This window comes from Achromobacter sp. CSND-B12, from assembly GCF_052906545.1.
On record NZ_JBREGJ010000001.1, the window covers coordinates 4,011,814 to 4,030,742 of the forward strand.

The window sequence follows — 18,929 nt, forward strand, 5'->3', positions numbered from 1 at the left end:
CCCGCGCCGCGCCGCCGCGCGCGGTCGTGGCGACGGCCTGGCGTCCGGACGCAATTTTTTTCTCCGGCGCGGGGCCGCCGCGAATACAAATTTCTTTCCGCGTGTTGCAGGCGCCCCATCTCGCAATTCTTTTGCGCGGCAGGCGGCGTAGCATATCCATCGTTCCCGCCATGGGAATGAACCCGGGATATCAGAGGACCCTATGTCGTTGGCAGTACCCGCCGGCTGCGCCGGACTGGCGAAGACGCTACCCGCGTCGGTGGAAGATCTTTTGGTTGGATGGAATGGCGCCGACGACCTGTGGGTGTTCGCCTATGGTTCCCTGATCTGGCATCCCGGCTTCGCGTGGCGCGAACGCCGCCTGGCCACCGTGCGTGGCTACCATCGTTCGCTCTGCCTGTGGTCGCACGACCATCGCGGCTCGCCCGACAATCCCGGACTGGTGTTCGGGCTGGACCGCGGCGGCTGCTGCCGCGGCGTGGCCTTCCAGATCGCGGCCAGCGATGTCCCCACGGTGTTCGCGGCGCTGTGGCGCCGCGAGATGGTGACCGGCGCCTACACGCCGCGCTGGCTGACCTGCCATACCGACCAGGCGCCAGTGCGCGGGCTGGTGTTCCTGCTCAATCGCGCCTGCCAGGAATACGCCGCCGACCTCACCGATGACCGCCTGCTGGCGTCGGTGCGCAATGCGGTGGGACATTCGGGTCCGTGCCTGGACTACGTGGTGGAGACCGAGAAGGCGCTGCGCGCCCACGGCATCGACGATTGGCGCCTGGGCGAGCTGGTGCGCCGCCTGGGCATGCAGCCCTGCTGAACGCGCGGACCGCCGCCGGCGCGGCGGTGCCTGGCCGTCAGAAGGACCAGCGGCCGAACATGAACAGCACGTTGCCGGCGCCACGCGAGCCGGGGATGTAGGTGGCGTACAGCATGGTGTCCTTGTAGCCGGCCGAGACCAGTGGCAGCACGCCGGGGAACGGCACGTAGCTCATGATGTCGTGGCGTGCCGTCAGGAACACGGTGTAGCCGGCGCCGAGCCGGAAATTCTCGCTGACCCGTCCGATCTTCAGGAAGCCGTAGCCGGCGATCGGTTCGACCTTGCTGTGCGAATCCAGGAACGCCATGGCGTACAGGCCCTGCCAGTCGCCGTCTTCGTCGTAGATGCTGCGTCCGTAGCCGCCGCCCCACGCCAGTTCGTTGAAGCTGTTGATCTTGTCGCGGCTGTACATGGCGCGGTTGTGCCAGGCGTAGCCGCTGAAATAGAGGTCATTGCCGCCTTCCGTCCAGATCTGGTCCAGGCGGTTGCAGGCGGATTGGGCCCACGAGGGCAGGTTTTCGCAGGCATGCGCGGCGGCGCTGAAGGTCGAGAGCAGCAGGCAAAAAAGCACTGCCCGGAGTCTGGCGGTCATTGCGGAAACACGAAAGATGATGACAACCCCGTTACTGTAACGGAGCGCCTGTCATCTTTACTGTCACGCAGCTGTCAAATGCGGGCCTGGGACATGCCGTGAAACAATCACGTGCAGGTCCGTTGTGGACGCGCTACAGCAGGAAAATGGTGGCCAGTCCCAGGAAGATGAAAAAGCCCAGCGAGTCCGTGGCGAAGGTCAACAGCACCGACGAACCCATGGCGGGATCCTTGCCGAAGCGGGCCCGCACCATCGGCACCAGCACGCCGACCGAGGCGCCCACCAGCATGTTGCAGACCATGGCGGCCATCATCACCAGCGCGATCGAGATCGAGTGCGAGATCGCCCAGGCGAACAAGGCCGCCACCAGGCTGCCGCACAGGCCCACCATCAGGGTCACGAACAGTTCGCGCTTGACCAACTGCCACAGGTTGCGGCCGGTGATGCGGCCCATGGCCAGGGCGCGGATGATCAGCGTCATGGTCTGGTTGCCCGAATTGCCGCCGATGCCGGCGACGATGGACATCAGGAACGCCAGGATCACGATCTGGCTGACCGTGCCCTCGAATTGCGAGGCCACGAACGAGGCCGTGGCGGCGGTACAGAGGTTGAACAGCAGCCAGGGCGCGCGGTTGCGCAGCGCCGTGCTGACCGGAGCGAAGATGTCCTCTTCCTGCAGGCCGGCGCGCGACAGCGCCTGTTCCTGGGAGTCTTCGCGCATCACGTCGACCACGTCGGCGATGGTGACGCGGCCGATCAGGCGGCCCTGGTCGTCCATCACGGGGGCCGAAACCAGGTCGTAGCGCTCGAATGCGCCGGCGGCGTCGGCGTCGGAGTCGAGCGGGTTGAGCGTCAGGAAGTCCGAGTTCATGACCGCGCGCACTTCGGTCTCGGGTTCGCTGACCAGCAGGCGCGACAGCGGCAGGATGCCTTGCAGCTTGTCCTGGCGGTCGACCACGAAGATCTGGTCGGTGTGGTCGGGCAGTTCGTGCAGGCGGCGCAGGTAGCGCAGCACCACTTCGAGCGTGACATCCTCGCGCACCCGGACCATTTCGAAGTCCATGATGGCGCCGACGCTGTCTTCCGGATAGCCCATGGCTTCCAGCAACTGGGCCCGTTCTTCCTCGGTCAGGCCCTTCTGCACCTCGGCCACCACGTCCGGCGGCAGGTCGGGCGCCAGGTCGGCCAGCTCGTCGGCATCCATGTTGCCGGTGGCGGCCACCAGGTCCTGGCGGTCCATCGCTTCGATCAGCGATTCACGGACCCAGTCCTCGACCTCGAGCAGCACGTCGGCGTCGTGCTCGGGGCTGACCAGCTTCCAGATGGACTGGCGTTCGTCCTTGGGCAGCGACTCCAGGATGAACGCGATATCCGCGGGATGCAGGCCGTCCAGCAGGGTCTTGAGTTCCGCCTCGTGCTGGCGGTGCACCAGGTCCTCGACCAGGTTGGCCTTGGCGTCGCCTTCTTCCTGGCGATGCACCAGGTCGGCGACCAGTTGCTGGCGGCGCAGGCGTTCCTGGACTTCGGCCAGGGCGTGCTGCGCGTCTTCCGGGTCGAGGCGGCGGGGCGTCGCGGGCGGTTTCTGCGCGGCGGCGGACTGCGTCATGCGTTACGACTCAAAGAATGGGAAGAGGGCGGCTGCGCCGCGCTTCGTCGGTGGCGACGTAGGTCAGCGTGGCCTCGGTGACCTTGACGACTTCGGCGTCCAGGCGCTGGCGTTCCGCGTAGACCTCGACCGACACGGTGATGGAGGTCTTGCCGGTCTTGACGATGGACGCGTAGAAACTGAGCAGGTCGCCCACGAACACGGGTTGCTTGAACTGGAAGGCGTTGACGGCGACGGTGGCCACGCGGCCCGCCGCGCGGCGCGCGGCGGGGATGGACCCGGCGATGTCGACCTGGGACATGATCCAGCCGCCGAAAACGTCCCCGTGGATGTTGGCATCCGCCGGCATCGGCATGACGCGCAATACGGCGTCGCGATTGGCGGGCAAGGTCGTGAAGGGAGTTTTGGTGCTGGAGGTCATGCGGCCGGCTCCAATGCAAGGCAACCAGCCGATTATGCAGGAAAAACGGGGCGCCGGCGCGGGCCGGCGCCCCGCCGAGGCGCTTTATCGAAGCCGGCGCGGATCAGGACGCAAGCTTGACGATGCCGTAGCCGCCGACCAGCAGCCAGGCGTACAGGATCAGGCCCAGCGCCATCACGCGCGGACCGGCCTTGCGGATGTTGGCGAAGCGGGTCTCGATGCCCAGCGCCGTCATGGCCATGGTCAGGGCGAAGACGTCCAGGCGGCGGATGGCGGCGACGACGTCGGCCGGGATGATGTTGAGCGAGTTGACGATGGCCAGGACCAGGAAGCCGACCGCGAACCAGGGGATCGGCAGCTTGGCGCCCTTGGCGTTGCCGCCGGCGTGGCTGGCGGCGCTGCGCAGGTACAGGCCGAGGATCAGCAGCACCGGCACCAGCAGGGCGACGCGGGTCATCTTGACGATGGTGGCCACTTCCGTGGTGGCGGGGTCGATGTTGCTGGCCGCGCCGACCACCTGCGCCACTTCGTGGATGGTGCCGCCGATGTAGATGCCCAGCGCCTGGGTGTCGAAAGGCAGCCAGCCGGCGTGGTAAAGCACCGGATACAGGAACATCGACAGCGTGCCGAACAGCACCACGGTGGCCACCGCCACGGCGCTCTTGTGCGGCTGCGCGCGCAGGGTCGGCTCGAAGGCCAGCACGGCCGCCGCGCCGCAGATGGCGCTGCCGGCGGCGGTCAGCATGGCGGTGTCGCGGTCCAGCCCCAGCATGCGCTGGCCGACCCAGGTGCCCAGCAGCAGCGTGCCCACCACCACCGCCACCGACACCGCCAGGCCGGGCAGGCCGACGGCGGCGATCTGCTGGATGCTGATGTTCAGGCCGTAGAAGGCCACCGCGATGCGCAGCAGGCGGCGCGCGGTGAAGTTGACGCCCACGCCCCAGTCGACCGGCATGGTGCCGCGCAGGAAGTTGCCGTACAGCATGCCGCAGACGATGCCGACCACCAGCGGCGAAAAGCCCAGCTGGCGGATGGCGGGGAAGTCCGCCAGCTGCATGACCGCGGCCGACATGAGGCCGACGAACAGGACGCCGTTGAGCTTGTCGCGCCAGGGCGTGGCGGTGGCGGCCGAGGCGCCGGGAGTTGCGGCAGGCGCGGCGGCGGGTGGCGGGGCGGTCGTGGTGGCGGTGCTCATGGCGGGCCTTTCTGCATATCTAAATAACTAGGCGAAATATTAATTTCGGCGCTGTTATTTGGAAAATTTTCATTTTTGATATGAAATATCAGGAATTCTGATATCAATGCCGCCATGGCCGCCGGCTCGCCAGGAACTCATGACTCCCGATCAATTGCTCACCTTCGCCACCGTGGCCGACGCCGGCAATATCAGCCGCGCCGCCCAGCAGCTGCATCTGTCGCAGCCGGCGGTTTCGGGCCAGTTGCGGGCCTTGCAGGAATGGTTCGGCGAACCGCTGTATCGCCGCAGCGGCCACGGCATCGCCTTGACCGAGGCGGGCGAGCGCCTGGCCGAGCAGGCGCGCCAGCTGCGCCAGGTGTACCGCCAGGCGCAGGCCGTGCGCGAATCGTGGCGCGGCCTGGAAACCGGCGTGCTGCGGCTGGGGGCCAGCACCACGCCGGCCAGCTACCTGCTACCCGGCCTGGTGGCCGATTTCCGCCATGCCTTTCCGGCCGTCAGCTTGCACCTGTCCGATGGCAACACCCGGGAAATCGTCGAACGCCTGCCGGCGCTGGACCTGGCCTTCATCGAAGGCGACGTGCCCGCGGGCCTGCCGGCCGAGACCGCCGTGCATGCCTGGCGGCAGGACGAGGTGGTGGCCATCGTGCGCGCCGACCATGCCCTGGCGGGCAAGGGCGCGGTCACGCTGCGGGATCTGGCGGCTTCGCCGCTGGTGATGCGCGAACCCGGTTCGGGCGTGCGGCGGCTGGTCGAGCGCGCTTTCACCGATGCCGGCCTGGCGCCCTCGGTCGGCTTGGAGCTGGCCGGGGTGGAAGGCGTGAAGCAGGCCGTGCGCGCCGGCCTCGGCGTGGGGTTCGTGTCGGCCATGTCGATGCGGCACGAGGATGGCGCGCTGGCGGCGCTGCGGCTGTTGCCGCGGCCATTGACGCGCACCTTGAGCATCCTGGTGCCGCATGCCGACGCGGCCGCGCGCGCCGCCCAGCGCTTCCTGGCGATGTGCCAGGCAGTGCGGGCGGGGCAGGGAGTCATCTAGCGCGGGGAAGCCGTTGCCTTCTTCGTGAGGCAGGCGCCTTTCCCGGCGCCGCGTCAGGCCTTGGCCAGGCGCTTGAGCGCCAGCTGTACCCAGTAGGTGCCGCCCAGTGGCAGCAGTTCGTCGTTGAAGTCATAGCTGCCGTTGTGCAGCATGCACGGGCCCAGGCCATGGCCGGCGGCGCGGTGATCGCCAACGCCGTTGCCGATCCAGACGTAGCAGCCCGGCAATTCCTGCAGCATGAAGGCGAAGTCCTCGGCGCCCATGGTGGGCTGCACGTGGTCGTTGACCTTGTCGTCGCCGACGATGTCGCGCATGACTTCGGCACAGAAAGCCGCTTCTTCCGGATGGTTGATGGTGGGCGGGTAGTTGCGCTGGAAGGTGAATTCCACTTCGCAGTCCATCGCCGCGCAGGTATGGCGCGCGATCTCTTCCATACGGCGTTCGATCAGGTCCAGCACCTCCAGCGTGAAGGTGCGCACCGTGCCGCGCAGTTCGGCGTGGTTGGGCACCACGTTGTCGGCGCTGCCGGCGTGGATCTGCGTGATGCTCAGCACCGCCGCGTCGAGCGGGTTGCGGTTGCGCGTGATGATGGTCTGCAGCGATTGCGCCAGCTGCACCGCCGCCATGACCGGGTCGATGCCCAGGTTGGGCATGCCGGCGTGGGTGCCCTTGCCCTTGATGACGATGGAGAACTCGTTGCTGGAAGCCATGATGGGGCCGGCGGTCACGCCGAACTGGCCGGGCGCCATGCCGGGCCAGTTGTGCATGCCGAACACCGCTTCCATGGGGAAGCGCGTGAACAGGCCGTCGTCGATCATGCGCTTGGCGCCGCCGCCGCCTTCCTCGGCGGGTTGGAAGATGACGTAGACCGTGCCGGCGAAGTCGCGGTGCTGCGCCAGGTAGCGCGCGGCGGCCAGCAGCATGGCGGTGTGGCCGTCGTGGCCGCAGGCGTGCATCTTGCCGGCGTGCTTGCTGGCGTGGGCGAAGGTGTTGGCTTCCTGCATGGGCAGGGCGTCCATGTCGGCGCGCAGGCCGACGGCGCGCTCGCCGGGACGGTCGCCGCGGATGATGCCGACCACGCCGGTGCCGCCGAGGCCGCGATGGATTTCAATGCCCCATTCCTCGAGCTTGGCCGCCACCACGTCGGCGGTGCGGAATTCCTCGAACGCCAATTCGGGATGCGCGTGGATGTCGCGCCGGATCTGGGAGATATCGTCGCGCCAGGCAACGATGGGATCGAGCAGTTTCATGGGAAGAACCAGGCGGAATTTGGGAACGCAACAAGGTTATCATCATTCAAAAACCAATTTAATGGAGACAAACACCATGACTCGCCCGTGGCTTGCCCATTACCCGCAAGGGGTTCCCGCCGACATCTCCATCGACGGCTATGCATCGCTGACCGACCTGCTGGACCGGGCCTGCAAGCAGTACGCGGGACGCGTCGCCTGCACCGCCATGGGCAGCGACATCACCTATGCGCAGCTGGATGCGCACGCCCGCGGATTCGCCGGCTGGTTGCAGGGCCTGGGGCTGCCGAAGGGGTCGCGGGTCGCGCTGATGATGCCCAACGTGCCGGCCTACCTGGTGGCCCTGCTGGGCACCTTGCGCACCGGTCATGCGGTGGTCAACGTCAACCCGCTGTACACGGCCGACGAATTGCAGCGGCAGTTGCTCGACAGCGGCGCGGCGGTCATCGTCATTCTCGAGAATTTCGCCCACACGCTGCAGAGCGTGGCCGACCGCGGCCAGCTCAGGCACATCGTGGTGACCGGACCGGGCGATCTGCTGGGCGGGCTGAAGGCGCCGCTGGTGAACCTGGCGGCGCGCTACATCAAGAAGATGGTGCCGCCCTGGCGGATCGATGGCGCGCTGACGCTGCCGAAGGTGCTGGCCAAGGGAGCCGGCCTGCCGTTCACCGCGCCGACCATCTCGATGGACGACCTGGCGGTGCTGCAATATACCGGCGGCACCACCGGGGTGCCCAAGGGCGCCATGCTGACGCATCGCAACCTGACCGCCAACGTGAAGCAGATGGAGGCGGTGGCGGCGCCGGCGCTGCGCGACATGGCGGATCGGCAGATCACCGTGCTGAGCGCGCTGCCGCTTTACCACGTGTTCGCCATGACGGTCTGCGGCCTGTATGGCATGTACGCGGGCATGCGCAACGTGCTCATCATCAATCCGCGCGACCAGCCGTCGCTGATCAACGCCTGGCGCAAGACGCCCATCAACGTGTTCCCCGGCGTCAATACGCTGTTCAACGCGCTGGTGCACAACGAGGATTTCGCCAGGCTGGATTTTTCGGGATTGCGCCTGGCGCTGGGGGGCGGCATGGCGGTGCAGCAGGCGGTGGCCGAACGCTGGCTGAAGATCACCGGGCGGCCCCTGATCGAAGGCTATGGCCTGTCGGAAACCTCGCCGGTGGCCACGGTCAATCCCTGCGATGCCACGGCGTATTCGGGTTCCATCGGCCTGCCGTTGCCGTCCACCTATGTCGCCATCCTGGACGATGCGGGCAACGAGGTGCCGCTGGGCGAGCGCGGCGAAGTCTGCATCCGCGGGCCGCAGGTCATGGCCGGCTACTGGCAGAAGCCCGAAGAGACCCGTCATGTCATGACGGCGGACGGCTATTTCCGCACCGGCGATATCGGCATCATGGACGACAAGGGCTACACGCGCATCGTCGATCGCAAGAAGGACATGATCACCGTGTCGGGCTTCAAGGTCTATCCGAACGAGGTGGAGGCGGCGGTGTCGCAGATGCCCGGCGTGCTCGAATGCGCGGCCATCGGCGTGCCGGACGAGCACTCGGGCGAGGCGGTCAAGGTGTTCGTGGTGAAGAAGGATCCCGCGCTGACCGAGGCCCAGGTGCAGCAGTGGTGCAAGGACAAGCTGACCGGCTACAAGCGGCCGCGCTTCGTGGAGTTCCGTGACGAGCTGCCCAAGAGCAATGTCGGCAAGATCCTGCGGCGCGAGTTGCGTCCGGATGCCGAAGCCGCTGCCGGACAGGGCCAGGCGGCTTGACCCTGTGGGCTGCCGGGCGTCAGTCCGGCTGGTCCAGGTGCGGGGCGATCATCGCGTGCAGGGCGCGTTCGATGTCAGGGTTGCCGGCCACGACGCGTCCGCCGATGGGCCAGGAATCCCGCTGGTGCATATCGCTGCAGGCGCCGCCCGCCTCGCGCACGATCAGGGTGCCGGCGGCCACGTCCCACGGCGCCAGGCCCATTTCCCAATAGCCGTCGTAGCGGCCGCAGGCGGTCCAGGCCAGGTCGAGCGCCGCCGCGCCCATGCGCCGCACGCCGCGGGCGCGGTTGATGGCGTCGTGCAGCATGGGCATGTACTGGCTGGCGAAGGAGAAATCGCGGAAAGGGAAGCCCGTGGCCAGCACCGAGTCTTCGATCGTGCGGGTGCGCGAGCAGCTGATGCGGCGGCCATTGAGCCAGGCGCCCAGGCCATACACCGCGGTGAAGAGTTCCTCGCGGCTGGGATCGTAGACCACGCCGGCCACCGGCATGTCCTGCGCCAGGCGTTCATTGGCCGAGATGGCGGTGCCGGCGTGCGCGATCAGGGCAATCGAGACCGCGTAGTGGGGAATGTCGTGCAGGAAGTTGGTGGTGCCGTCGAGCGGGTCGATGTACCAGGTGGCGGCGCCCTGCGCCTGGCCGCCGGTTTCCTCGGCGACGATGCCGAACCGGGGCGTGCGGGCCCGCAGTTCGTCGATGATGGCCGCCTCGGCCTCGCGATCGGCTTGCGAGACGAGATCGTTGCGCGCCTTGCGATCGATCACGAGGTCGGCGCGGTGATGCGCGTAGGATTGCAGGATGGCCGCGCCGGCATGGGCCGCTGTGACCGCGGCGTCCAGTGCCGCGCACAGGTCGATGGGCGAGGTCAGCGAGCGGGGCGTGTCGTAGGTTTCCATGAAACCAGTGTAAGCCCAGGTATGCGTCAGGACCGTTGCGGCGGGGCAAAAGCCGCGCCGCGCGTGGTGTGCATCCAACGCACGCGGCCGCGTCGTCCGATAATCCCGCCTTGCCGATATTCCCGATTTTTACTTGAGCCGCCGTCCCATGTCTTCGTCCTATGTGCCCCTGACCCCCGCCGTTGCCGGATTCGACGAGCAGGGCCGGCTCTACAGTCCCGCGTATGGCGATGTCTACCATTCGCCGTCCGGCGCCCTGGGGCAGGCCGAGCATGTATTCCTGCGCGGTAACGGCCTGCCGGAGCGATGGCGCGGGCGCGATGCGTTCACGGTGTGCGAAACCGGCTTTGGCCTGGGCCTGAACTTCCTGGCGCTGTGGCGCGCGTGGCGCGACGACCCGCAACGCGCGCGTCGCCTGCACGTCGTATCGCTGGAGGCGCATCCTTTCGGCGGTGAAGACCTGGCAGCCCTGCTGGCGCGGCATGCGCCCGAGGCCCTGGCGCCGCTGGCGGCGCAGCTGGCGGCGCAATGGCCGCCCTTGCTGCCCGGGCTGCACCGGCTCGAATTCGAGGGGGGCGCGGTGACGCTGACGCTCGGGTTCGGCGACGCGCAGGCGCTGGCGCCGCGGCTGTCAGCGCGCGTGGACGCGTATTTCCTGGACGGCTTTGCGCCCGAGCGCAACCCGCGCATGTGGGAAGCGCCCTTGCTCAAAGACCTGGCGCGGCTGGCTGCGCCGGACGCCACGGTCGCCACCTGGGCCTGCACTGGAGAGCTGCGGCGGGCCTTGCAGGAGGCGGGTTTCGCGGTGCGGCGCGCGCCGGGCTACGGCGGCAAATGGCACATGACGGCGGGCACGGCGACTGCGGGCGCGGACGCCGCGCCGGCCGCGGTCGGCGAAAACGCCCGGCATGCGCTGGTGGTGGGCGGCGGATTGGCCGGCGCGGGCATCGCGCAAGCGCTGGCCCTGCGCGGCTGGGGCGTGACCGTGCTGGACGCCGGCTTGGCGCGGGGCGTGCCGGCCCATGCCGGCCATGTGGCGGCGGCGCTGACGCCGGTGCTGGCGCGTGACGACAATGCCCGGGCGCGATTGTCGCGCGCCGGCAGCGGCCGCGCCCTGGCGCGTTGGGCCGGCCTGCCGGGTGGCGCGGCGCCGCGGGTCTGCGGCACGGTCCAGCTCGAGCGTGATGCGGGCCGCGCGGCGGCACTGGCGGACACCTTGGCAACCCTGGCCTTCCCCGCCGACTGGGCGCGCGCGGTGAGCCGCGACGAAGCCAGTGCGCTGGCGGGCCTGCCGCTGGCGCGCGGCGGCGTTTTTTTTGGGCAGGGCATGTTGGTGCAGCCCAGCGAATTGATTCCGGCCTTGCTGGCAACGCCGGGCGTGCGGGCGGTGCCGGGCAGTGTGGCCCGGGTGGAGCGCGGCGCCGACGGCTGGCGCGCGCTGGATGCGGCGGGGGCGACGCTGGCGCGGGCCGATCATGTGATCCTCGCCAACGCTTTTGGCGCGCAACAGGTGCTGGCCGCCAGCAATCTGCTGGCGCCCTTGCCGCGGGTGGCGCAGATGCATGCGCTGGCGGGTGAAGTCACGCTGGTGCCGGCGGCCGCGCTGGGCGGCGGCCCGCGTTGCGTGGTGGGAGGCGAAGGCTATCTGCTGCCGGACACCGGTCGCGGCTGTGTGGCGGGCAGCACCTACGTGCATGGCGCCAGCGAGGCGCGCATCGGCGCCGAGGGCCAGCGCGTTACCTTGGATAAGGCGGCCGGCCTGCTGGGCGAAGGTTTTGCCGCCTTCCATGCCCTGGCGCCGGGCAGCCTGCCGGGCTGGGCGGGGTGGCGCGCGGTGTTGCCGGGGCGCCTGCCGGCGGTGGGCGAATTGCCGCATGCGCCAGGCCTGTGGCTGGCCGTCGGCTATGCCTCGCGCGGCCTGTCGTGGTCGGCGCTGATGGGCGACCTGATCGCGGCCCGCCTCTGCGGCGAGCCGTCACCTCTTGAAACGGATCTGGCTGGCCTGATCGCGCCCCGCTGAAAAAAACTTCGGGCTGGCGCGGGGCGCTGCGTCCGCTAGCGTAGAATTGTGGCAAATGCCAGGATTTGGCGCCAAATGGGTTCGCGTTGCGGACAAACCAGGCGTTTCGGCGGCGCGTCGGCAACGCTCTGGATGCCGGCCCGCCGGGGCTTTGTGACCCCTTTTTTGGATGATATCGCCGTCCAAAAGAGGGACCGAGTTTATTTCAAAGCTCAAATCCGTCAAAATAGCGTCTTTTGATGGTTTTTGGCTTAAGCCGGGGGATGCTCTGTGCCGCCCAAGTTCGACTTTGCCCATACTACCCAGCTCGACAACATCGAGCTGCTGACGTCCCGCCCCAGTCGCATCGATTTCGACGCGGGCGATGGGTTGCACCTGGTAGTCGAGGCGCATGCGCCTGGTGTGTTCCGCCTGCGCTGCGGCGAGGCGAACCACCTTACCGATGACAAACCCGGCGCGCGCGCGCGCGCCGTGGCCGAGATGTTGCTCGCGCGCCAGGAGGCGGTGGGCGAGGCCGCCATCGCCCCGCGCGACGGCGGCGACGGTTGGCGCATCACCCAGGGCGACGTGGCCCTGGAAATCCAATCCAATCCCGTCCGCTTCGCGCTCTACCGCAACGAAGAGCGGGTGTTCGAGTCCGAGGTTTCCGCGCATACGCCCGCATTCGGGCACAACGCGCTGGACCAGGCCGACGCCGCAGCCTGGACCGCCGGTTTCACCCTGCTGCCGGACGAACGCGTCTACGGCCTGGGCGAAACCCCGGGCGACCTGAATCGCCGCGAAGAATCCGTCGTGTCCGACGACCCCGAGCATCGCGCCCTGCCGCTGGCATGGAGTCCGCGCGGCTGGGGCCTGTACGTCAACACGATGCGCCGGGTCGAACACTCGGTCGGCGTGGCGCCGGCCGATTCTGCCTATGTCGTCAGTGTCGACGACGTGGTGCTGGACGTGTTCCTGTTCGCCGGCGAACCCGCCGAAATCCTGAACCAGTACACCGCGCTGACCGGCCGCGCCGGCCAGCCGGTGCTGTGGGCCATGGGCGCCTGGCTGCAGCAGGCCAGCGGCGAAATGCCGACGCAGACCGTGGCGCTGCTGGGCCGCATGCGCGAGAACCAGATCCCGGTCGACGCCGTGACGCTGGCGCAGCCGGCGGCCTGGGGCTTCCAGGCCGACAAGACCGTGTTCGAATGGGACGCCCAGCGCTTCCCCGACGCCAAGCAGATGCTGGCGCTGTTCCACAAGCACAACGTGCACGTGGCGGCCTCGGGTTTCCCGGGTGTCATCAAGACCAGTCCGCTGTTCGAGGAACTCGAGGACCGTGGCTGGCTGCTGACGCGCGAAGACGGTTCGGCACAGGTGTTCGACGGCAATGCCGCCACCTCGGGCCAGCCCTATGGCCTGCTGGACCTGACCTATCGCGACATCTACAACCTGTGGGTCGAGCGCCATCGCCAACTGGTCGAGGACGGCCTGGACGCGCCGGCCTGCGACGCCCAGATCGCCATCCCCGACGGCGTATCCGCCCGCAATGGCGAGACCGGCCCGGCGCTGCGCAGCATGTATCCGCTGCTGGTGCGCCGCGCGCTGTTCGACGCCGTCGCCGGCCTGAAGGTGCCGCCCGAAGGCGTGGTGCCCAGCACCGACCTGTTCCCGGCCGCGCAGCGCCTGCCGTGGCAGGTGGGGCCGCAGGTCGACAACACCTGGGAAGGCCTGCGCCACACCCTGCGTACCGCGCTGTCGATCGGCGCCTCGGGCCTGCCGGTCCAGGTGCACGGCATCGGCACGGGCGGGCGCGGCACCGCCGACATGACGCCCGAGTTGTACCTGCGCTGGCTGACCGCCGGCGTGTTCTCGGCGAATTTCTCGTTCCAGGGCGTGGCCGGCCTGCTGCCGTGGGACTTCGGTGACGAGACCCTGGCCCACGTCAAGACCTGGATGCAGTGGCGTTACCGCCTGGTGCCCTACGTGCTGGGCGCCATCGAGGATGCCGCGCGCACCGGCCTGCCGGTGCAGCGTTCCATGGCGCTGTCGTTCCCGAATGATCCGCATGCCCACGAATGGGACCTGCAATACCTGCTGGGGCCGGCCTTGCTGGTGGCGCCGATCACCGCGCCGGGCAAGCAGGTGCGGGTGTATCTGCCCAAGGGCGAAGCGTGGTGGGACCTGAACACCGGCCATCGCTATGAAGGCGGCACCACCTGGACCATCGACTGCGAGCCGGGACAATACCCGGTGTTCGGGCGCGAAGGGCACATGCTCTGTCTCGGCCCGGCGGCGCAGCATACCGGCGAATTCAATTCGGCCCGCATCCTGGACGAAGTCTGGATGTTCGGCATGCCGGTGCACAACCCGGTAGTCATGCGCAACAAGATCCGCGTCATGCAGATGCAGGGCTCCAGCTACATCAAGGGGCTGGAAGGCCTGCGCATTTCGCCGTCCGAGGGGCTGGAGGTCAAGCGCCGCGGCGCGGAAGTCCGCATCTCGCGCGCTCGCTGAAGCCAGGCGAGGCCGGCGCGCCGGCCGCCGATAAAAAAAGGGCAGTCAGGAAGGCTTTCCTTCCCGACTGCCCTTTACGTCTTTGCGCGGACGTCTTTTATATTACTGTTAGTTATTAAAAATGGAAAAAACGGTCGTTCTCTTTAGAAGAGAAAAGATACAAAATCGCTTGCCATGATTCAGATCGAGAACCTATCCAAGACCTACGCCACACCGCACGGCCAGTTCCAGGCGCTGCGTGGCATCAACCTGCATATCCAGCAGGGCGAGGTCTTCGGCATCATCGGCCCCAGCGGGGCCGGTAAAAGCACGCTGGTCCAGTGCATCAACCTGCTGGAGCGCCCGAACGAAGGTTCCATCGCCATCGGCGGCCAGGCCCTGACCGGGCTGAGCGAGGCGCAGTTGCGCGCCCAGCGCCGCCGTATCGGCATGGTGTTCCAGGGCTTCAACCTGCTGTCGCGCCGCACGGTGTATGGCAACGTGGCGTTGCCGCTGGAAATCGCCGGCGTCGCCAAGAGCGAGATCCCGGCCCGCGTCGAGCGCCTCTTGGCGCTGGTGGGCCTGGAGCACCTGCGCGACCGTTATCCCAGCCAGATCAGCGGCGGCCAGAAGCAGCGTGTCGGCATCGCGCGCGCCCTGGCCAACAATCCGGACGTGCTGCTCAGCGACGAAGCCACCTCCGCGCTCGACCCCGAGACCACGCACAACATCCTGGCGCTGCTGCGCGACATCAATCGCAAGACCGGTGTCACCGTGGTCATGATCACGCACCAGATGGAAGTGGTGCGCGAGGTCTGCGACCGCGTGGCCGTGCTGTCGCAGGGCGAAGTGGTCGAGATGGGCAGCACGCGCGAAGTGTTCGCGCAGCCGCGCCACGAAGTGACCCGCGCCATGGTGTCGGCCGCGACCGCGTCGGACCTGACCGACGCCACGCTGGCTGCCGTCAAGCAGCGCATCGAGACGCTGGCCGCCGCCAAGCCGGGCCAGGCCGTGCGCCTGCTGCGCCTGTCGCTGACCGGCACCGACGCGTCGGGCTCGTTCCTGTCCGACCTGTCGACGCAGTATTCGCTGGACGTGGGCCTGGTGCAGGCGCGCGTCGAAGACATCCAGGGCGTGGCCGTCGGCACGATGTTCGTGCTGGCCCAAGGCGCGCCCGCCGCGGTCAAGGACGCCATCGCCGCGTTGACCGCCCGTGACATCACCGTTGAAGAAATTGCCCATGAGTCCGCAACTGATCGACCTGCTTATTACGTCGCTGCTTGACACCCTGCTGATGGTGGGCGTGGCCAGCGCCATCGCGGTGCTGGTCGGCATTCCGCTGGGCGTGATCCTGACCGTCACCGCGCGCGGCAACATGCTGGAGAACCAGGCCGTCAACCACGCGCTGGGCGCGGTCATCAACGCCACCCGCTCGGTGCCGTTCGTGATCCTGATGGTCGCCATCATCCCGTTCACGCGCCTGGTGGCGCAGACCTCGATCGGTACCACCGCCGCCATCGTGCCGCTGTCGGTGGCCGCGATCCCGTTCATGGCGCGCATCGCCGAAAACGCCATGCGCGAAGTCGATCCGGGCCTGATCACCGCCGCGCGCGCCATGGGCGCCTCGCCGATGCAGATCATCATGAAGGTGCTGTTGCCCGAGGCGCTGCCCGGCCTGATCGCCGCCACCATCGTCACCGTGGTCAGCCTGATCGGCTACTCGGCCATGGCCGGCGCCATCGGCGGCGGTGGCCTCGGCGACCTGGCGATCCGCTACGGCTACCAGCGCTTCCAGTCCGACGTGATGGCCGCCGTGGTCATCGTGCTGATCGTGCTGGTGCAACTGATCCAGAGCCTGGGCGATCGCTACGTGCGCCGCATCTCGCACCGTTGAGCACACCGAACATTCTTCTCCTCCTTCCGACATTCGGGATATTCGCAACATGAGCATCAAGGTTTTGAAGTCGCTGGCCGCGTTCGCCCTCGGCGCCGCCGTATTCGCCCAGCCCGCGCTGGCCCAGGACAAGCCGCTGAAGGTCGGCGTCACGGCCGGCCCGCACGCCCAGATCTTCGACGTGGTCAAGCAGGAAGCCGCCAAGCAGGGCTTGAACATCCAGGTGATCGAGTTCACCGACTACGTGCAGCCGAACGTCGCGCTGGCCTCGGGCGACCTGGATCTGAACAGCTACCAGCACCAGCCGTACCTGGACAACGCCAACGCCGATCGCGGCTACAAGCTGGTCAGCATCGCCAAGACCGTGATCTTCCCGATCGGCATCTACAGTAAGAAGATCAAGTCGCTGTCCGAGCTGAAGGACGGCGCCCGCATCGCGCTGCCGAACGACCCGACCAACGGCGGCCGCGCCCTGTTGCTGCTGCAGGCCAATGGCCTGATCAAGCTGCGTCCGGAAGCGGGCCTGAAGGCCACCCCGATCGACGTCATCGAGAACCCGAAGAAGCTGCGCTTCATCGAACTGGACGCCGCCCAGCTGCCGCGTTCGCTGGACGACACCGACGCCTCCGCCGTGAATACCAACTTCGCGTTGGAAGCGGGCCTGAACCCGGCCACCGACGCCATCGCCCAGGAATCGCCCAACTCGCCGTACGCCAACGTGCTGGTGGTGCGTGAAAAGGACAAGGACCGTCCCGAGTTCGCCAAGCTGGTGAGCATCTACCACAGCCCGGCCGTGAAGCAGTTCATCGAGACCAAGTTCAAGGGCGCGGTGGTCGCCGCCTGGTAAGCCAGGATCGCCTCTCCGATGCAGAACGGCCGCGCAAGCGGCCGTTTTTCGTTGGCGCGCGCGGGCCGGCCATTTTTCATGGTCCCACCGGGGCGACCGAGGGGGCGTGTGCACTGGCGCGTTGGGCGGGGCGCGAACGGATGTTGCGTCACTGAGGCGCCTCGTCTCTATTTTTTGACAAGGTCTGCGAAATCAGCCATAATTTCTGGCTTCGGTCGGGCTGATAGCTCAGTCGGTAGAGCAGCGGACTTTTAATCCGTTGGTCGCGAGTTCGAGTCTCGCTCAGCCCACCACCCAAATTTGTTGGAGCCAAGTGCCTGCGAGGTTGTTCAGGTCTTTGTTCCTGGCGGCCAGATTGCCTCTGGCGCTGCCGCATCGAAAAGACGCCGCTTTCATAGCGGCGTTTTTTTTTGCGACGCAGGCCTTGCCGCGGTTTTCTTCTGGCAGGGCCAGCATCGCATCCCGGCGGGGGAATCGTGTCATAATCAATAACGATTCCTATTTCCCTATTTTGTGCGCCGTGGACTCCCATCTGGCCAGAAACGCCCGCTTCGCCAGCATCTACAAAGACGATCATCCGTGGCTCGAGCGGCGCCTGCGCGATGGCCTGCGCAACCGGGAAGATGCGCAGGACGTCGCCAGCGAGACCTTCACCCAGCTGCTGCAGGCGCCGGCGCTGCACCAGTTGCACGAGCCGCGCGCGATGCTGGTCACGATCGCGCGGCGCATCACCTGGCGGCTCTGGCGCAGGCGTGAACTGGAGCGGGCCTGGCTCGACATGCTGCGCATCCAGCCCGAACTGGTGGAACCCTCGGCGGAGAGCCGCTACCAGACCTTGCAGGCATTGCAGGCCCTGGATGCCGTGCTCGATGGCTTGTCCTCCAAGGCCCGCATGGCGTTTCTCTACAGCCAGCTCGACGGCATGACGCACGTCGATATCGCCGGCCGCCTGGATGTGTCTCCCACGATGGTGCGCAAGTACATCGCCCAGGCCTTGCAGCGCTGCTGCGCGGTGTTCGACGCATGAGCGCCACTTCCGCCGCCGCGGCGCGCGAAGCCGCCATTGCCTGGCGGCTCTGTCTGTCCGGGGGCGCGGCCACGGAGGCCGACCAGCGCGCATTCGAGGCCTGGTTGGCCGCCAGCCCTTTGCACCAGGCGGCCTGGCAGCACCTGGAGGCCGCGCTTGGCAGTGCGCTGCACGCCATCGATCCCCGTCTATTGAGCGCTTCCGGCGCGTTGCGGCGCTCCTTGCTGCGGCCGCAGGAGGCCCAGCGGCGTCGGCTGAACAAGCTGCTCCTGACCGCTGGCGGACTGGTCGGCGGCGCCGTCTGCCTGGACCGGTTCCTGCCGCTGACCCACGTGGCGGCGGACTACCTGACCGCCACCGGACAGCGCCGCACCGTGGCCTTGCCCGATGGCGCCGTCATGGAACTGGACGCGCGCAGCGCGGCCAGCGTCGATTTTTCGGGCGGGCGGCGGCGGGTGCGACTGGAGGCGGGCGCCATTGTCTTGAAGTTGGCCGACGGCGCCGGCGCGGTTGGCGGGGCGCCACCGTTGCGCATCCAGACCGCGCAAGGCGCGGTGCTGCCGCGCAGCGGCAGCGTCCTGGTGCAATGCGCCGAGGATCGCAGCCAGTGCGTGGCGCTGACCGGACAGGCCGGGATCGTCACCGTGGGCGGCCAGCAGCGCCTGCTGGCCGAGGGGGAGGGCGCGTGGTTCGACGCGCACAGGATCGACCCGGTCCAGGCGGCGCAGACCCATGCGGCCGCCTGGCAGGAAGGGCGGATCGAGGTCCACGACGAGCCGCTGCAACGGGTGGTCGATGCGCTGGCGCGCTATCGCCCCGGCTGGATCCGGGTGTCCGCCGCCGCCAGCCGCCTGCGGGTGTCCGGCCTGTTCCCGCTGGACGATACCGAGCGCGCCCTCGAGGCCCTGCGCCACACGCAGCCGATCACCCTGCGCCGCTTCGGCGCCTGGCTGGTGATGATCGACGTCGCTGCGCGGCAGGCCTGAGGCGCGCTTGCCGCGCCATGGAAAATTTTCCGCGCCGGGTGTTTTTTTGGCGATGCCATTGCACATACATGGAACGCGTCTTCACGCAATCACG

The 18,929-nt window shown here is 67.9% G+C and carries 17 protein-coding genes and 1 tRNA gene; 11 read left to right on the forward strand and 7 right to left on the reverse strand.

Translation table 11 applies throughout. The annotated features are described in order from the left end of the window. Positions 1-202 precede the first annotated feature (202 nt). On the forward strand, positions 203-814 hold the full coding sequence (locus tag ACUTAG_RS18885; protein WP_045952871.1) for a gamma-glutamylcyclotransferase: 612 nt from the start codon (positions 203-205) through the stop codon (positions 812-814). A gap of 37 nt (positions 815-851) precedes the next feature. On the opposite strand, the gene pagP is transcribed toward ACUTAG_RS18885, so the two are convergent. The 4 genes from pagP to ACUTAG_RS18905 all read right to left on the reverse strand — a co-directional run bounded on the left by pagP (position 852) and on the right by ACUTAG_RS18905 (position 4,628). Then, positions 852-1,406, reverse strand: coding sequence for a lipid IV(A) palmitoyltransferase PagP (gene pagP, locus ACUTAG_RS18890; protein ID WP_006388800.1), 555 nt, complete (start codon positions 1,404-1,406; stop codon positions 852-854). A 133-nt stretch (positions 1,407-1,539) separates the two neighbouring features. Beyond that, entirely contained in the window at positions 1,540-3,012 is a 1,473-nt protein-coding gene (mgtE, locus tag ACUTAG_RS18895; protein ID WP_006388801.1) for a magnesium transporter, read from the reverse strand. A gap of 10 nt (positions 3,013-3,022) precedes the next feature. Then, positions 3,023-3,433, reverse strand: coding sequence for an acyl-CoA thioesterase (locus tag ACUTAG_RS18900; protein ID WP_006388802.1), 411 nt, complete (start codon positions 3,431-3,433; stop codon positions 3,023-3,025). A 103-nt stretch (positions 3,434-3,536) separates the two neighbouring features. After that, positions 3,537-4,628 (reverse strand): YeiH family protein, encoded by a 1,092-nt coding sequence (locus ACUTAG_RS18905; RefSeq protein WP_024067755.1) that lies wholly within the window; start codon positions 4,626-4,628, stop codon positions 3,537-3,539. A 139-nt stretch (positions 4,629-4,767) separates the two neighbouring features. Here ACUTAG_RS18905 and ACUTAG_RS18910 point away from each other — a divergent pair, with 139 nt between their 5' ends. Continuing rightward, positions 4,768-5,664: a LysR family transcriptional regulator gene (locus ACUTAG_RS18910; RefSeq protein ID WP_058666121.1), complete on the forward strand. Its 897-nt coding sequence runs from the start codon at positions 4,768-4,770 to the stop codon at positions 5,662-5,664. A 53-nt stretch (positions 5,665-5,717) separates the two neighbouring features. Here the strand turns inward: ACUTAG_RS18910 and ACUTAG_RS18915 are convergent, their stop codons facing one another. Beyond that, positions 5,718-6,914 carry a M20 aminoacylase family protein gene (locus ACUTAG_RS18915; protein WP_006388805.1) on the reverse strand — a complete coding sequence of 399 codons (1,197 nt, stop codon included), beginning with the start codon at positions 6,912-6,914 and terminating at the stop codon, positions 5,718-5,720. A 76-nt stretch (positions 6,915-6,990) separates the two neighbouring features. Here ACUTAG_RS18915 and ACUTAG_RS18920 point away from each other — a divergent pair, with 76 nt between their 5' ends. After that, positions 6,991-8,691 (forward strand): AMP-binding protein, encoded by a 1,701-nt coding sequence (locus ACUTAG_RS18920; protein ID WP_006388806.1) that lies wholly within the window; start codon positions 6,991-6,993, stop codon positions 8,689-8,691. A 19-nt stretch (positions 8,692-8,710) separates the two neighbouring features. Here the strand turns inward: ACUTAG_RS18920 and ACUTAG_RS18925 are convergent, their stop codons facing one another. Further along, positions 8,711-9,586 (reverse strand): inositol monophosphatase family protein, encoded by an 876-nt coding sequence (locus ACUTAG_RS18925; RefSeq protein WP_006388807.1) that lies wholly within the window; start codon positions 9,584-9,586, stop codon positions 8,711-8,713. A gap of 148 nt (positions 9,587-9,734) precedes the next feature. On the opposite strand from ACUTAG_RS18925, the gene mnmD reads away from it, so the two are divergent. The 6 genes from mnmD (at position 9,735) to ACUTAG_RS18955 (ending at position 17,115) form a co-directional block, all read left to right on the forward strand. Next, entirely contained in the window at positions 9,735-11,606 is a 1,872-nt protein-coding gene (gene mnmD, locus ACUTAG_RS18930) for a tRNA (5-methylaminomethyl-2-thiouridine)(34)-methyltransferase MnmD (RefSeq protein ID WP_058665252.1), read from the forward strand. Between the two features lie 270 nt (positions 11,607-11,876). Continuing rightward, positions 11,877-14,102 carry a glycoside hydrolase family 31 protein gene (locus ACUTAG_RS18935; RefSeq protein ID WP_024067760.1) on the forward strand — a complete coding sequence of 742 codons (2,226 nt, stop codon included), beginning with the start codon at positions 11,877-11,879 and terminating at the stop codon, positions 14,100-14,102. A gap of 174 nt (positions 14,103-14,276) precedes the next feature. Then, complete coding sequence (locus tag ACUTAG_RS18940) at positions 14,277-15,365, forward strand: methionine ABC transporter ATP-binding protein (protein ID WP_054433524.1); 1,089 nt, start codon at positions 14,277-14,279, stop codon at positions 15,363-15,365. Further along, entirely contained in the window at positions 15,322-15,975 is a 654-nt protein-coding gene (locus ACUTAG_RS18945; RefSeq protein ID WP_006388812.1) for a methionine ABC transporter permease, read from the forward strand. Before ACUTAG_RS18940 ends, ACUTAG_RS18945 begins: the two co-directional genes overlap by 44 nt. A gap of 49 nt (positions 15,976-16,024) precedes the next feature. Beyond that, positions 16,025-16,822, forward strand: coding sequence for a MetQ/NlpA family ABC transporter substrate-binding protein (locus ACUTAG_RS18950; RefSeq protein ID WP_006388813.1), 798 nt, complete (start codon positions 16,025-16,027; stop codon positions 16,820-16,822). A gap of 217 nt (positions 16,823-17,039) precedes the next feature. Further along, a tRNA-Lys gene (locus tag ACUTAG_RS18955) sits at positions 17,040-17,115 on the forward strand. On the opposite strand, the gene ACUTAG_RS18960 is transcribed toward ACUTAG_RS18955, so the two are convergent. Further along, positions 17,105-17,305, reverse strand: coding sequence for a hypothetical protein (locus ACUTAG_RS18960; protein ID WP_187378328.1), 201 nt, complete (start codon positions 17,303-17,305; stop codon positions 17,105-17,107). The two genes, ACUTAG_RS18955 and ACUTAG_RS18960, sit on opposite strands and share 11 nt — an antisense overlap. A gap of 37 nt (positions 17,306-17,342) precedes the next feature. Between ACUTAG_RS18960 and ACUTAG_RS18965 the strand changes: the two genes are divergently transcribed. Then, positions 17,343-17,849, forward strand: coding sequence for a sigma-70 family RNA polymerase sigma factor (locus ACUTAG_RS18965; RefSeq protein WP_006388814.1), 507 nt, complete (start codon positions 17,343-17,345; stop codon positions 17,847-17,849). Then, positions 17,846-18,835, forward strand: a complete 990-nt coding sequence (locus tag ACUTAG_RS18970) for a FecR family protein (RefSeq protein ID WP_058665251.1) — start codon at positions 17,846-17,848, stop codon at positions 18,833-18,835. Before ACUTAG_RS18965 ends, ACUTAG_RS18970 begins: the two co-directional genes overlap by 4 nt. Positions 18,836-18,929: the final 94 nt, after the last annotated feature.